At 49.4% G+C, this 13,897-nt stretch carries 13 protein-coding genes, 1 tRNA gene and 1 CRISPR repeat array; of the genes, 7 read left to right on the top strand and 7 right to left on the bottom strand.

Going from position 1 to position 13,897, the window contains the following annotated elements:
• Nucleotides 1-13 precede the first annotated feature (13 nt).
• Complete coding sequence (locus tag ACO08I_RS04905; protein WP_421948678.1) at nucleotides 14-3,241, top strand: type I restriction endonuclease subunit R; 3,228 nt, start codon at nucleotides 14-16, stop codon at nucleotides 3,239-3,241.
• A gap of 659 nt (nucleotides 3,242-3,900) precedes the next feature.
• Nucleotides 3,901-4,529: direct repeats of the CRISPR family, unit length 37 nt; unit sequence GTCTTAATCCTACTCTGGACTGGATATACTCTCTGAC.
• Nucleotides 4,530-5,001: 472 nt separating this feature from the next.
• On the opposite strand, the gene ACO08I_RS04900 is transcribed toward ACO08I_RS04905, so the two are convergent.
• Nucleotides 5,002-5,076 (bottom strand) — tRNA-Arg (locus tag ACO08I_RS04900).
• Nucleotides 5,077-5,180: 104 nt separating this feature from the next.
• On the opposite strand from ACO08I_RS04900, the gene ACO08I_RS04895 reads away from it, so the two are divergent.
• Nucleotides 5,181-5,549: an MmcQ/YjbR family DNA-binding protein gene (locus ACO08I_RS04895; RefSeq protein WP_421948677.1), complete on the top strand. Its 369-nt coding sequence runs from the start codon at nucleotides 5,181-5,183 to the stop codon at nucleotides 5,547-5,549.
• Here ACO08I_RS04895 and ACO08I_RS04890 read toward each other — a convergent pair.
• From ACO08I_RS04890 to ACO08I_RS04865, 6 genes are all read right to left on the bottom strand, one after another.
• Nucleotides 5,521-6,324 (bottom strand): TraB/GumN family protein, encoded by an 804-nt coding sequence (locus ACO08I_RS04890; RefSeq protein ID WP_282784194.1) that lies wholly within the window; start codon nucleotides 6,322-6,324, stop codon nucleotides 5,521-5,523. The genes ACO08I_RS04895 and ACO08I_RS04890 overlap by 29 nt on opposite strands.
• Nucleotides 6,325-6,420: 96 nt before the next feature.
• Nucleotides 6,421-6,894, bottom strand: coding sequence for an Lrp/AsnC family transcriptional regulator (locus ACO08I_RS04885; RefSeq protein WP_081968960.1), 474 nt, complete (start codon nucleotides 6,892-6,894; stop codon nucleotides 6,421-6,423).
• 200 nt (nucleotides 6,895-7,094) lie between these two features.
• A complete protein-coding gene (locus tag ACO08I_RS04880) occupies nucleotides 7,095-8,531 on the bottom strand; it encodes a Glu/Leu/Phe/Val family dehydrogenase (RefSeq protein ID WP_282784190.1) in 1,437 nt (478 codons plus the stop codon).
• The gene (locus ACO08I_RS04875; protein ID WP_052516423.1) at nucleotides 8,524-8,739 is read right to left on the bottom strand and encodes a CcmD family protein; all 216 of its coding nucleotides are present in this window, start codon (nucleotides 8,737-8,739) and stop codon (nucleotides 8,524-8,526) included. Before ACO08I_RS04875 ends, ACO08I_RS04880 begins: the two co-directional genes overlap by 8 nt.
• Nucleotides 8,740-8,925: 186 nt before the next feature.
• A complete protein-coding gene (locus tag ACO08I_RS04870) occupies nucleotides 8,926-9,525 on the bottom strand; it encodes an inorganic diphosphatase (protein WP_421948676.1) in 600 nt (199 codons plus the stop codon).
• Nucleotides 9,526-9,610: 85 nt separating this feature from the next.
• Entirely contained in the window at nucleotides 9,611-10,693 is a 1,083-nt protein-coding gene (locus ACO08I_RS04865; RefSeq protein ID WP_282784186.1) for a branched-chain amino acid aminotransferase, read from the bottom strand.
• Between the two features lie 116 nt (nucleotides 10,694-10,809).
• Between ACO08I_RS04865 and ACO08I_RS04860 the strand changes: the two genes are divergently transcribed.
• From ACO08I_RS04860 to ACO08I_RS04840, 5 genes are all read left to right on the top strand, one after another.
• Nucleotides 10,810-11,268 (top strand): hypothetical protein, encoded by a 459-nt coding sequence (locus tag ACO08I_RS04860; protein WP_282784184.1) that lies wholly within the window; start codon nucleotides 10,810-10,812, stop codon nucleotides 11,266-11,268.
• A 29-nt stretch (nucleotides 11,269-11,297) separates the two neighbouring features.
• On the top strand, nucleotides 11,298-11,879 hold the full coding sequence (locus ACO08I_RS04855; protein WP_282784182.1) for a non-canonical purine NTP diphosphatase: 582 nt from the start codon (nucleotides 11,298-11,300) through the stop codon (nucleotides 11,877-11,879).
• A 90-nt stretch (nucleotides 11,880-11,969) separates the two neighbouring features.
• Nucleotides 11,970-13,091: a hypothetical protein gene (locus ACO08I_RS04850; protein WP_421948675.1), complete on the top strand. Its 1,122-nt coding sequence runs from the start codon at nucleotides 11,970-11,972 to the stop codon at nucleotides 13,089-13,091.
• 3 nt (nucleotides 13,092-13,094) lie between these two features.
• Nucleotides 13,095-13,358 carry a preprotein translocase subunit SecG gene (gene secG, locus ACO08I_RS04845; protein WP_044149171.1) on the top strand — a complete coding sequence of 88 codons (264 nt, stop codon included), beginning with the start codon at nucleotides 13,095-13,097 and terminating at the stop codon, nucleotides 13,356-13,358.
• Between the two features lie 78 nt (nucleotides 13,359-13,436).
• Nucleotides 13,437-13,856, top strand: a complete 420-nt coding sequence (locus ACO08I_RS04840) for a gamma-glutamylcyclotransferase family protein (RefSeq protein WP_421948674.1) — start codon at nucleotides 13,437-13,439, stop codon at nucleotides 13,854-13,856.
• The last annotated feature ends 41 nt before the right edge of the window (nucleotides 13,857-13,897 follow it).

The raw sequence follows: 13,897 nt of genomic DNA, 5'->3' as shown, positions 1-13,897 counted from the left end.
ATTCCGAGTTGATATGACACGAATCACCGAAAATACCATAGAAGACTTCGCCATTAAACTCCTGGAAGAGCTGGGCTATGAATACCTCTACGCTCCAAGTATTGCCCACGATGGGGACCATCCGGAGCGTAGCTCTTACGAAGATGTTTTGCTGAACAGCCGGATAGCAGCCGCCGTCAGGCGCATCAATCCCACCGTACCGGCAGCAGCACAAGAGGAAGCGATTAAGGAAATAGAGCGCATCCACTCACCCGAGCTGTTGACGAACAACGAAACCTTCCACCGCCTGCTGACCGAAGGCATTAAGGTCACTTACCAAAAAGACGGGCAGCAAAGAGGGGATCTGGTTTCGCTCATTGATTTTGAAACGCCAGAAAATAACGACTTCATCGTTGCCAATCAGTTTACGGTCATTGAGGACGGGGTCAACAAACGCCCAGACGTCGTCCTTTTTGTTAATGGTATACCCCTGGTGGTCATAGAGCTAAAGAACGCAGCCGATGAAAACGCTACGATCAAATCTGCTTTTCGACAAATAGAGACCTACAAAGCCACTATTCCCAGCCTCTTCACCTACAACGCCTTCACCGTGATTTCTGATGGATTGGAAGCACGTGCAGGAACCCTATCGTCCGGCATGAGCCGCTTCATGGCTTGGAAATCAGCCGACGGCAAGGAGGAAGCGTCACACCTGGTGAGCCAGATGGAGACACTCATCAATGGAATGCTCAATAAGGAAACGCTGCTGGACTTAGTCCGCCACTTCATCGTCTTTGAGAAATCAAAAAAAGAGGACAGCGAAACCGGCATCACCACCATTTCGACCATTAAAAAGCTGGCTGCATACCACCAATACTATGCGGTAAACCGGGCGGTGGAGTCCGCACTGCGGGCTACGGGTTACTCAGTCAAGGAAGAAACGCCGCTCAGCATGGCGATGGAGTCGCCGGAAAGCTACGGGGTGCCGGGCGTGAAATCCCAGCCTAAAGGGGACCGGAAAGGTGGAGTCGTATGGCATACACAAGGCAGTGGCAAGTCCCTCTCCATGGTCTTCTTTACCGGTAAAATCGTATTAGCACTGGATAACCCGACAGTGGTGGTCATCACCGACCGTAACGACCTGGACGATCAGCTCTTTGATACCTTCGCCTCCTCCACACAGCTCCTGCGGCAAGACCCTAAGCAAGTTGAAAACCGGGACGATCTGAAAGAAAAGCTTAAAGTTGCTTCCGGCGGGGTAATCTTCACCACTATTCAGAAGTTCTCCCCTGAGGAAGGGAATGTATATGAGACCCTTTCGGAGCGGGAGAATATCGTTGTGCTTGCCGACGAAGCCCACCGGACACAGTATGGCTTCAAAGCAAAGACGGTAGATGACAAAGACGAAGAAGGTAATGTTATTGGTAAAAAGATCGTCTATGGCTTTGCCAAATACATGCGCGATGCACTGCCCAATGCGACCTACATCGGCTTTACGGGTACACCTATCGAAAGCACCGATGTGAACACCCCCGCAGTTTTCGGGAACTACATCGACGTATACGACATCGCACAGGCGGTTGAAGACGGCGCAACAGTCCGTATCTACTACGAAAGCCGTTTAGCAAAAGTCAACCTCAGCGAAGCCGGCAAAAAGCTCATTGAGGAGCTGGACAACACCCTCGATCAGGCAGAACTGACCGACACTCAGAAAGCGAAAGCCAAATGGACACAGCTGGAAGCGCTGATCGGCAGCAAAGACCGTATAAAGAATGTAGCCAATGATATCATACAGCACTTCGGGCATCGGCAGGAAGTCTTTGAAGGCAAAGGCATGATCGTCGCCATGTCCAGGAGGATTGCAGCCGATTTATACGAAGAAATCATAAAACTAAAGCCCGAGTGGCATTCAGATGATTTGAGCAAAGGCGTAATAAAGGTCGTCATGACCGCATCGTCTTCGGATGGTCCGAAGATGCAACAGCATCATACTACCAAGCAACAACGCCACACCCTTGCCGACCGTATGAAAGACCCCGAAGACGAGCTAAAGCTGGTCATCGTCCGGGATATGTGGCTCACCGGCTTTGATGCGCCGAGCATGCACACGCTCTACATCGACAAGCCAATGAAAGGGCACAACCTCATGCAGGCTATTGCCAGGGTGAACCGGGTGTACAAAGACAAACCGGGCGGGCTCGTAGTTGACTACCTGGGCATCGCATCTGATTTAAAAAAAGCCCTGACTTTTTATTCCGACGCAGGGGGCAAAGGCGATCCGGCAATTGCGCAGCTACAGGCGGTTGCACTGGTATTGGAGAAACTGGAAGTAGTTTCTGATATGTTCTATGGCTTCCCCTATGAAAACTACTTTGCAGCAGATACACGGGAAAAGCTGAATATGATCTTAGCCGCTGAGGAACACATTCTGCAGCAGGAAGACGGAAAGCGGCGCTTCATCAACGAAGTCACCGCGCTGTCCAAGGCATTTGCCATAGCCGTGCCTCACGAGCAAGCCATGGACTTGAAAGACGAGGTTTCGTTTTTCCAGGCAGTGAAAGCCCGTTTAGCAAAATTTGACCAAACAGGTACCGGTCGAACAGACGAAGAAATCGAAACCACCATCCGTCAGGTCATCGATCAAGCTTTAGTCTCAGAGCAAGTCATTGATGTCTTCGATGCCGCAGGCATAAAGAAGCCCGATATTTCCATTCTATCAGAAGAGTTTCTGATAGAACTGAAAGGGATGGAGCACAAAAACGTTGCCCTGGAGGTGATGAAAAAGCTCCTCAACGATGAGATCAAGGCTCGGTCGAAGAAGAACCTGGTACAAAGCAAGTCGCTCCAGGAGATGCTGGAAAACTCCATCAAGAAATACCACAACAAGATTTTGACAGCCGCTGAGGTGATGGAGGAGCTGATCAAGCTCAGTAAGGAAATCATAAACATGGACAGCGAAGCCAGTAAGCTTGGCTTGACGGACTTTGAGTACGCCTTTTACACCGCAGTATCGAACAACGACTCTGCCAGGCAGCTCATGCAGCAAGATACGCTCCGGGAGCTCGCCGTCATTCTGACCGAGCGCGTAAGGCAAAACGCTTCCATAGACTGGACCATAAAAGAAAGTGTCCGGGCTAAACTAAAAGTCATCATTAAGCGAACGCTCCGGCAATTCGGCTATCCGCCGGATATGCAAAAACTGGCAACGGAAACGGTACTGAAACAAGCGGAGATGATTGCGAAGGAGTTGACAGTGTCTTAAAACGGAAGTCAATCAGATGGAAACATGGTCATTACAGCCTGGCTATAGAAGTATTTCTAACTGACATAGAAACCCCGCTACAACAATTGTAGCAAGAACGGACCACGTTGTCAGTACTGACATAGTCGGTGCGAAGCTGACGGAACGAAGTGCCTGTAAGCGATGCTGGCAAGCAGCGGTTGCAGTTACGCAGTGAAGCTCTGCGGAGCAAGTACGAAGCTAACATCTCGAAACATGCTTTTGTTTGAAACGTGCGAAAAATTTCCGGAAATATTTTTGACAGCTTTTCTGCTTAACGCAGACCTTGCCTACGCTACAAACGTAGTCTGGCTGACTGAATAATAACTTCTGGCTCACCCCGGACAACGTTGTCCGCAGTACGCAAAAAGCTCTATAAATCGCTTCTGAAGTGAGTTTGCCTGGCTGGCGGAAGCTTGTAAGGAGCTGGCGTAAACTGTGATTACAGCCAGCCGTATGCAGTAATATGGTGCTTTCTAAACTTACCAATAGACATTAACTGAAAGATAAACGAGCGGATCCTACTACTGACGCAAAGCGATGCTTTGGTCTGCATGGCTTTGCGTGCGGTGCACGCAGCCATCTGGACTGGATATACGCTCTGACTGTCAGATTCTGAACGGGGTGATTTTCAACATTCAGTCTTAATCCTACTCTGGACTGGATATGTACTCTGACACAAATTTGCCTGCAAGTTCCTAGAGGCTTTTCGTTGGTCTTAATCCTACTCTGGACTGGATATACTCTCTGACCGTTGTGGCGGGGGTTGCTGACTTGACGTACCTGTAGTCTTAATCCTACTCTGGACTGGATATACTCTCTGACTTGAGGACCTTTACTTGGAAAGCTTGGAGGACTAAACAGTCTTAATCCTACTCTGGACTGGATATACTCTCTGACGCCCAGAAATTGGAGCCAAAGAAGAAAAAACAATGTCTTAATCCTACTCTGGACTGGATATACTCTCTGACCTACTGATGAATCATCCTAAGGCGGCAACGCTTTGGGCGTCTTAATCCTACTCTGGACTGGATATACTCTCTGACAGCAAGCTGTACCCAATGGCGCAAAAGCTGGACGCCAAAGTCTTAATCCTACTCTGGACTGGATATACTCTCTGACGTAGTACACACATATAATACTCCTCCAGTATTCCATAAGTCTTAATCCTACTCTGGACTGGATATACTCTCTGACGCGGCAGTACAATACGCCTATTAAGGGAATTGAGGGGTCTTAATCCTACTCTGGACTGGATATACTCTCTGACAGCAACCTTTGCATTGCTCTGTTTATCAATCAGTTAATGTCAAAGAACTTGGAATTTTAACACTTTTTAACAGGGGTTTTTCCGAAAGAAGTACCCTGTAGTGTTAATAGATGCTTACCGAACAGAAGAGTCTTTTCCCTGCCGGATACGGCTAATATACAAACTATCTTCCGGAATGGTTCCCTTCAGAGTACGATAATGCACCCGCAAAGTCTTCTGACAAATAGTCTGTGAAGTTGTGCCGGGCAGGGGAGGAGAGGGCAGAAATTAAAAAGGATTGCATTTTAGCGTAAAATGCTGTAAAATAGGGCGTTCAGACACCGTGTTTTCGTGAATGTTTACGCAAGCGGCGCTGAAGCCTTTATTTTATAGGTACTCTGGTGGCCCCGCCAGGACTTCCCGGTAAAGCTGCGTGACGGCCTTATGGGCCTACTTCGCTAGACCGGGACAGGCTTCTCGTCCTGTTGTGGCCTGGTGGCCCCGCCAGGACTCGAACCTGGATCTAGTGTTTAGGAAACACCTATTCTATCCCTTGAACTACGGGGCCTGTGTGGGTGGATTTTGGACGCCCCAAAGATAAAAAAAATATCAAGCCACAAAATGTCGTTGTGCTTTCCTGCCAAACGATTAACTTGAGGGAAAAAGAACACCATGAATATCGAAGCTTTCCGGGCCTATTGCCTCAATAAACCGGGCGTGGAGGAGACCCTTCCCTTTGGGCCGGATACCCTGGTCTTTAAGGTAATGGGCAAAATATTTGCGGCTACCGGACTGGATGAGGAGGCCTTTCGGGTCAACCTCAAGTGTGACCCGGAGTGGGCACAGCAGTTGCGGGAGGAGCATCATCAAATCATTCCGGGATGGCATATGAATAAAAAGCACTGGAATACGGTTTACTTCGAAGATGGACTGGAGGAGGCTTTGTTGCTCAAACTGATTGATCACTCCTATGATCTTGTGGTTTCTAAGCTGCCTAAGAAAGACCGGGCGTTTATTGAGGTGGCACAGGAGCAACGCTAAGCCCTTGCTTTTTCAACAGGCGGAGCACGCCTTTGCCGCCGTACAGGTGGCCGGCGCCAACTGCGCAAAATACGGGCTGTCCGGCGATCATCTTTCCGATACGCTCCGCCATAATGGCATTGCGCCGGTACAACATGGGATACCGCATACCGGAAAGGCTGCGCTTTGACGATTGATGCAACTGAGGGAGATTGCCTGCTGCATACAATGCCGCCAACCGGAGCAAATGCCGCCGGTGCTGCCTGAAATGGCGTGCCATAGCGACAATAGACTGTGCCTGCACTTCCGGTGGGATTTTTTGCAGTACCTTCAGCTGCTCTTCGTAGGTTTCAATGCCCAGTATGGTTTTGTCTGCCTGACGGGCGTATTGCCATAGCATTTCATCCAGCGCTATAGGGTGGTCTTCTTCCAGCAGGCGCTCGTTGATGATGTTGCTGACCAGCAAAGGGGACAGCTGCCGCAGCGGAAATATGTCTACGCTCAGCGCCCGCAGGAAGAACTTCCGGATTTTCTCCAGTTTACGAGAGGGCAGCAGGGCTTCCAAAGACTGAGCAGGCACCTGTTGCATAATAACCGCCTGAGTATCCTGATCCATACGGCCCAAGTCGAACTCCAGCGCCATCGCTTCGCATTGGTCTATGCAGCGGCAGGCTTGTTCATAAAAGGTATAGGCGCGGTGGTCTCTGACATGCATGGTGCCAAAGAGGTAGGACGGTGCCATCAGGTCGGGAGACCGAACAGACCACAGCATGGTATGGTGTTGCTTTGCTGCCATAATAGAAGTTGTGCCAACTACAAAACGCAAAGCCGTTGCTGTAGGTAATTCAGCAACGGCTGTGATCGGTGTGTCATGCCATAGTATGCCGGGCGCTTACTCGTAGCGGTAAGGTAGGACTTTGGCGTCTTTTACAGTGGAAAGGGTCATGAGCGTCTTAAGGCGCTCAATTTCATCAATCTGTGAAAGTGTCTTGAACAAGAGTTTTTCGTAGGTTGGAATATCCTTGCAAACGATCTTGATCAGGAAGTCCGCTTCCCCGGTGATGATGTAGCATTCCGTGATTTCCTCGATTTCCTTGATTTTCTCAAGGAAGTGGTTGAGGGCATTTTCCTTTTGCCAGGCCAGGGATACCAGTACGAAGGTCTTAACGTTCAATCCGATTGACTGCGGATTAACCTTGGCGTGGTAGCTTTCAATTACGGTAGAGTTTTCAAGCTTCTTCACACGCTCCAGGGTGGGAGCGGGGGAAAGACCAATACGCTTGGAAAGCTCCAGGTTAGTAATTTTGCTGCTTTCCTGAAGGATTTTCAGAATTTTGAGGTCAATTTTGTCCAGTTTGTCCGACATTTTCCTGTTGATTATTCAGTTTTTACAAAACCGCTCCAATATATTGACAAAAACAGCTAATTGCAAACCTCATAGGGGTATTTGATAATAAAATATTTTGCAAAATAGCTTTTCGCCAAATATACTAAGGGTGTATGTTTAGACAGCGGGCACGTTTTGGGTGCCCGCTGTACGTTGTATATTGAGGAATGCTCCGCAGTTTATGGGAAAATTCCAAGCGACAGGTAGTCGCTGCTGATCTTGTTGATCGCGCTTACGAAGGAGGCCGTCCGCAGATCTTCCACCTTGCGCTTGCGCATCATGATCTCCCGAATCTGCTGATAAGCAGTGATCATCGTCTCTTCGAGCCCGGAGCGGACCAGGTCGATTTCTTCCGCGCCGCGGGCAACCATCATACGCTCCCGGTCGGTCACGCTCTTTCCGGTTGTCCGCTCGATCAGGTCAACCAGGTTTTGGTTGATTTGCTGATTGAAGCGTTTCTCCATACGGCCAAAGCGCATGTGCGACAGGTTCTTGAGCCATTCAAAGTAAGAAACCGTCACACCGCCGGCGTTGAGGTATACATCAGGAATGATCAGCTTGCCATTCTTAAGAAGTACTTCCTCTGCCATAGATGTAATCGGACCGTTGGCCGCCTCAGCGATGATTTTCGCCTTGATGCGGTGTGCATTTTCGGTCGTGATCTGATTTTCCAGTGCCGCAGGGATCAGGATGTCGCACTCGAACTCCAGTACCCGGGTGCGGTCCTTTTTGTCCAGATTTTGGGCACCGGGGAAACCAAGGATGGAGCCGGTTTCTTTTCGGAATTTCAGCAATTCGTGAATGTCGATGCCATTCTCATTATAAATAGCACCTTCCACTTCGCCCACGCCCACGATGATCGCATCGCCTTCGTCCTGCGAAATGGTAGCGGTGTAGGAGCCCACATTACCAAGGCCCTGCAGTACAATCTTCTTGCCTGCAATACCCGGTTCCAGCCCCAGTTTTTTCATATCCTCCACCTGATCGCAGGCTTCGCGGATACCGTAGAACACACCCCGGCCAGTTGCTTCCGTCCGGCCACGGATACCACTTTGGTTCACGGGTTTGCCCGTAACACAACCAGCAGCATCAATGTCATCGCCCTTAAAGGTGCGGTAGGTGTCATAAATCCAGGCCATCTCCCGGGAGCCGGTCCCGTAATCGGGCGCGGGTACATCCACAGAAGGGCCGATCATGTTCCGGCGTATCAGTTCGGTGGTGTAACGGCGGGTAATCTTCTCCAGCTGCGAAGGCGTGAACTCCCAGGGGTTGATTTTTACTCCACCCTTGGCACCTCCGAAGGGAACATCAACGATGGCACATTTGTACGTCATCAGCGTTGCCAGTGCCATCACCTCTTCCTGATTAACGTGATTACTGTAACGGATACCGCCTTTGGTAGGGGTACGGTGGTGGCTGTGCTGTACACGGTAAGCTTCGATGACTTTGTACTCATTGCCTACTTTGACGGGGAAGCGGATTTGGTAAACGGCGTTACATTCCCGGATCTGGTCCAGAAGCCCACGGTGCAGGCCCGTGTGCTGTGCTGCTTTTTCAAAGTAGTTTTGAACACTCTGATAGAAGCTCGTTTGTGATTTCGGTTCGAGATCAATCATTGTCCTTAATTTGGTTCTCTAATTTGGTTAGTTTCCTGTCGAGGTAAATGAGGAAAAGGACAAGACCGGCAAATATGGCCAGGATGACGGCGACTACGACGTAGATCTTCCCCGTACTACGCATGAAGTCTGTGTCTCCGGTTTGGGCCTGGAGCGCAGAAAAAAAGGTCAGGAAGACCAGAATTGAAGATAGGCGTCTTTTGATCATAAATGGTCCTATTTGTTTGGCTTGGTTAGGATTTCCCCATCCGGTTACCGACAATAGAATTTCGGGGGCTAAAGTCGTTTTTATTTTCCACTCCGCAAAATAAAATTTGGCTTTTCGGAGTCAAATTTTGGGTTTATTTAAAAACGGCTGCAGCCCGCGTTTCTTCCAGAAAACACTAACGGTGCTTTACTGTTCGTAGTGTGCAATGAGGGCTAAAGTTTTCGATTCGTCCAACCAGCCTTCAAAGGTATTGGTGCCCAGCCCGTCGTAGTACAAAAACCAGGTTTCAATGATGTGGCGCGCGCCATCATAATGGATGCTGAAATCGGTGAAATCCTCAGGTGTGATGGTCTGCAGCGTGGCATCCGTAGGAATAGCGATGACCTTAGTGTCCAGTTCGCCTTCATCCATGAGCTGCAGGGCACCAATGGCGCGCGCCTCAACTACAGTGCCGGTAGGCAAAGCTGCACAGAGCAGCAGTACATCCAGGGGGTCTCCATCACCACCTGCCGCTTTGTCCATTTGAGTGGATGGGATAAAGCCGTAGTTGCCAGGGTAGGGGAGAAAGTCAATCTGCCTGTCTTTTCCGTCGCGTTGATCCGCTTCGAAGCGCTGACTATTTTTTTGATATTCTATCTTTATGTTGGTGCCGGCGGGGATTTCCACGACCACGTTAATGCCATTGGGCGTGCGTGCAGGATAGGCGTCCGGGTCGGCCGGAGCGGCTTCCGGCTGACAACTATATATAAGGATTGCTAAAAACAGAAAAGGCCATAGTTTTTTCATCAGATTGAGGTTTAGAGTAATCCTAAAAAAAACAGGGGCAGCTGTTTTGGCAGTGCCCCTGTCGTTTGCATCAAGTCAAATAAGCTTATGCATTCACAGCCTGCCCCTGTACAGGAACAATCCAGCCGTGCTTATCTTCAATTTTGCCCGAACGCATGCCATCGATTTGAGCTTTGATGAACGGCCCGACCTTGCGTTCTTCCACCGGCGGAAGCTCCATCTCAAAGCCATCGTAAGCGACCTTCGAAACATGAGCCACCACCGCAGCCGTACCGGAGCCAAATACTTCCTGTAATTTGCCGGCTTTGTAGGCGTCTACCAGCTCGTCAATTGCGATAGGGCGCTCTTCCACTTTATACCCATGCTCAGGCAGCAGTTTGAGGATCGTGTCCCGGGTGATGCCAGGCAGGATACCGCCGTCCAGTTTCGGGGTCACTACAGTGCCGTCGATCACGAAGAAGATATTCATAGTGCCCACTTCCTGAATGTACTTGAACTCACGGCTGTCCAGCCACATGACCTGATCGTAGCCTTTCTCATTCGCCAGTTTGGCAGGAAGAAGAGAAGCGGCGTAATTGCCGGCGACTTTGGCCTCTCCTGTACCGCCTTGTACGGCTGCACGGGCGAATTGCCTGTCTGCTATCAGGCTTACTGGTTTGGGGTAGTAAGGGCCTACAGGCCCGGTGAAAATGATAAACCGGTAAGTCGCAGATGGCTTTACTCCGATGAATTCATCTGTAGCAAACATATAAGGGCGGATGTAAAGCGCACTGCCTTCCTGCGGCGGGATCCAGTCGCTATCCAGGTCGACCAGCGTATGAAGAGCTTCAAGAAACAGCGCTTCGGGGACTTCGGGCATGCACATGCGGCGGGCTGAGTTGTTGAGCCGTTTGGCATGCATCTCGGGGCGAAGGAAGAAAGGCGTGCCATCGTGAGATTTAGAGGCTTTCATCCCTTCAAAAATCGCTTGCCCGTAGTGAAGGACCATCGCAGCAGGGTGCATTTCAAACCGGCCGAAAGGAACAATTCTTGGCGAATGCCATTCGCCATCTTTGTAGTCGGCTACAAACATGTGATCTGAAAATACCCGTCCGAAAGGAATGTCGTCAAAATCCACTTGTCCGAGCTGTGAATTTTGAGCTTTCGTGATTTTTATATTAAATTTCATCTGCAATATTTTTTATGCGAAAATAAGAAAAAATTACAATTATTCTATATTTGGAATAAATCCATATCTTTTCTTATTGATTATTTGGTGTAAAACCTTAATTTAAATCAAAAATTTTGAAATCCACCTTTTTAGATTTCCATCTTTTTCCTGTTCCGGAGCAAGCTCAGCCTAAAAATGGCGTCAAAGGAGCAGGAGATAAGGGCATTTGGGTATGGTACGAGGCCGAAGTGGCGCAGCAGGAAGAAATAGAAGGCTTTCTGGCCAAAGTGTTCGGCGCTGCAAAAATTGACCTCGCACAACAGGCAAAACACATCTGTTTAACAAAAGAGGAATCCATTAGTTTCAGCCGGGTGGAGGGAAGCAAAACGGCGAAATTCGTTTTTCTTTTCGGAGTCAGTGGCAAACGGCTGGGTTTGCATTTTCAACTGCACCCTTATCAGCCTGTGCACTTCGGCACGACCTCTTTTATCCTTACCGACAGCATCGCTGATATATTTGAGGAGCGGCAGGCGGGCGGGAAAGAAAAGTCCGGCCAGCTTTGGCGAACCCTCAAAGCTTGCTTTCACGTTTAAATCAATTAAACAAAACCTAATTATACTACATGCAGTCTATTGTATTTGCAACCGGCAACCCCAACAAAATATCTGAAGTCAGCCAGTTGCTGGAAGGCAAAATTGAAATTCAGGGGCTTAAGGATATCGGCTGCGATGAAGAGCTGCCGGAAACCAGCCCCACTATTGCCGGCAACGCCTCGGAAAAAGCCTGGTACGTGTACAAAAATTACAAGGTCGATTGTTTCTCTGAAGACACCGGACTGGAAGTGGATGCGCTGAATGGCGAACCAGGCGTTTACTCTGCACGCTATGCTGGCCCTGCCCACGACGATGAAGCCAACATGAGCCTGCTGCTTGCCAATATGAAAGGGGAGGAGGACCGCAAGGCGCGTTTCCATACTGTGATCAGCCTTATCATTGATGGGAAAGAGCATCAGTTCGAAGGTACAGTGGAAGGGCAAATCATCCACCATAAGAAAGGCAATCAGGGGTTTGGCTATGATCCTGTCTTTATGCCTGATGGCTTCAACCGCACTTTCGCACAAATGTCTGCTGAAGAGAAAAGCAGCATCAGCCACCGCGGGCAGGCCGTGCGCAAGCTTGTGGCCTTCCTGAAAACGAAAGTTTGATTTAAAGGAAGTTTTTCTTAATTTGTTTGGCTGGAACAAAGGCTTTAATTATTGCAGGGAGCCTAATGCATAATCAATGTATCTCAAATTATGAATGCCGAAACCTTTAGCCGATATCTGCAAGACCGATCTTTGCTGCATCAGCTGCCCTACGAGGAGCTGAAAACCATGGCGATGCAGTATCCTTTCTGCCAGCCGCTACAGCTGCTGCTGCTGAGAAAAAGCCTGCAGGACCGTCGTCAGGACTGGGATACTGTACTGGCAAGGGTGGCGGCAACCACGAGCGATCGCAGCCTGCTTTATGCAGAAGTTGAAGCCTATCTGGAAACGGCACCGGAAGAAGAGGTTTTTCAGCTTTCAGAGGATTATCTGGAACTGAACAGCCTTGAAGAAAAACCTGCAGAAGCCCTGGAGCTCTCTGATTTGGATATTAACCCTGAACCCTCAGAATCTGTTCTGGAACTTGATTTTGGTTTCGATACCGATGCCCCCGGTGAGGCAGATCATAGCCCCGAAAGCGATACGCCTGCTGCTGGTGTGGGTGAAGAACTTAACCTTTCAATGGCAGATGAACTGAATGGACAGGAAACGGATATTGAAGCCTGGAAAAACCAGGAACTGCAGGCCTTAGAGTCCGCTCTGAATGAAGTTACACCGGACGGAGCTGCTCATCCCGAACTGGAGGAGCCATATTTCAGTGGCATAGCCGAGGAACAAGTGGGCGATCCCTCACTTGAAGCCTCCTTTTTTAACGCCATAGCCGATGCAGTAGCCGTAGCGGGGCTTATCAGCCAGGTTACTTATTCCGAGCAGGAAGAGTCACCTGGTGCAGACCGTATGGCGCCTCATGAGCCATTGCATGGGCCTAAGCCCTCTCCACGCCCCAAGAGTTCCTTCAGCAGCTGGGTTGCACAATTCCAGCCCCCGGATATACAGACTCAGCTTAGCGAAATCATGGAGTCCAAAAAAATGGAGGACAACCGGAAAACGCAAAAAAAGGAGAAAAAAGCTAATCCCAATAGTAAGGTAGATGAAATTGTGCTGCAGAGCATAACTGAAAACGGCAACCTTGTCTCCGAAACGCTGGCCAGAGTGCTGGCACAGCAGGGGCAGCACGAAAAAGCCGAAGAAATGTATCGCCGCCTGATGTTGGTTTTTCCAGAAAAAAGTGATTACTTTGCGCAGCAAATTTTGAATATAAAAAGCGATTAAGATATGCTGACTACCATGACTGTACTGATTGCCCTTGTCTGTGTGCTACTGATGGGCGCAGTTTTGATCCAGAACCCTAAGGGCGGTGGCGTTGACTCCACCTTTGGTGGAACGCAAGCCAATCAGATGTTTGGCGCAGCCAAGTCTACCGATTTTATTGAGAAAGCGACTTGGTACCTCGCCATTGCTCTGTTCGTGCTTTGCATCGTAACAAGCATGATGGTAGGTGGTACAGAGGGTGCGATTGAGCAACTGCAGTCTCAGTAATAAAATCTGACAGCATCTGTTGCTGTTGAAAGGGCTGAATGAAAGTGTTTACCGCTTTGTTCAGCCCTTTTTAATTTAATGAAGCTTTCTGAAATGCGCCCCTTGTTCGTTTACGGTACCTTGCTCTTTCCGGAAATCCTGCATATACTGCTCGGCCGCCTGCCCGGCTCATCGGCTGCCACACTTCCTGATTATCATCGTTTTTCGATACACGATGGGGCTAACGTGCAGCCGTATCCTGCTGTATTCCCACAGCCTGCCTCTGAAGTTCAGGGCTTGCTGCTACATGGGCTTTCACCGGCGGAGCACGCCATACTAGATGCCTATGAGGATGAGGATTACATAAAAACAGCAGTCCCCGTTTTACGGGATGATCAATGGGTAGAGGCCAGTGTTTACGTCTGGCGTGCAGACAAAAGAGGGCAGCTGAGAGGAGTATGGGACCCGGAACAATTCATGAGGCAGCACCTTGGCACCTACCTTAAGCATATGAAATAAAAAAACTTGTCAGGCAAGATTCACCTGGCCATCCTGATGGC

The sequence above is a fragment of the Phaeodactylibacter xiamenensis genome (assembly GCF_965229835.1).
Taxonomy (GTDB): Bacteria; Bacteroidota; Bacteroidia; order Chitinophagales; family Saprospiraceae; genus Phaeodactylibacter; species Phaeodactylibacter xiamenensis.
Note: the sequence above shows the minus strand (reverse complement) of the source record. Positions and strands in the feature narration are given on the sequence as shown.

What these genes read in the sequence shown, in the direction of transcription:
- ACO08I_RS04905 (WP_421948678.1), top strand. Translation starts at nt 14, where the DNA reads ATGACACGAATCACCGAAAATACCATAGAAGACTTCGCCATTAAACTC.
- ACO08I_RS04885 (WP_081968960.1), bottom strand. Translation starts at nt 6,894, where the DNA reads ATGTCGGACAAACTGGACAAAATTGACCTCAAAATTCTGAAAATCCTT.
- ACO08I_RS04870 (WP_421948676.1), bottom strand. Translation starts at nt 9,525, where the DNA reads ATGAAAAAACTATGGCCTTTTCTGTTTTTAGCAATCCTTATATATAGT.
- ACO08I_RS04880 (WP_282784190.1), bottom strand. Translation starts at nt 8,531, where the DNA reads ATGATTGATCTCGAACCGAAATCACAAACGAGCTTCTATCAGAGTGTT.
- ACO08I_RS04890 (WP_282784194.1), bottom strand. Translation starts at nt 6,324, where the DNA reads ATGGCAGCAAAGCAACACCATACCATGCTGTGGTCTGTTCGGTCTCCC.
- secG (WP_044149171.1), top strand. Translation starts at nt 13,095, where the DNA reads ATGCTGACTACCATGACTGTACTGATTGCCCTTGTCTGTGTGCTACTG.
- ACO08I_RS04855 (WP_282784182.1), top strand. Translation starts at nt 11,298, where the DNA reads ATGCAGTCTATTGTATTTGCAACCGGCAACCCCAACAAAATATCTGAA.
- ACO08I_RS04865 (WP_282784186.1), bottom strand. Translation starts at nt 10,693, where the DNA reads ATGAAATTTAATATAAAAATCACGAAAGCTCAAAATTCACAGCTCGGA.
- ACO08I_RS04895 (WP_421948677.1), top strand. Translation starts at nt 5,181, where the DNA reads ATGAATATCGAAGCTTTCCGGGCCTATTGCCTCAATAAACCGGGCGTG.
- ACO08I_RS04840 (WP_421948674.1), top strand. Translation starts at nt 13,437, where the DNA reads ATGAAGCTTTCTGAAATGCGCCCCTTGTTCGTTTACGGTACCTTGCTC.
- ACO08I_RS04875 (WP_052516423.1), bottom strand. Translation starts at nt 8,739, where the DNA reads ATGATCAAAAGACGCCTATCTTCAATTCTGGTCTTCCTGACCTTTTTT.
- ACO08I_RS04850 (WP_421948675.1), top strand. Translation starts at nt 11,970, where the DNA reads ATGAATGCCGAAACCTTTAGCCGATATCTGCAAGACCGATCTTTGCTG.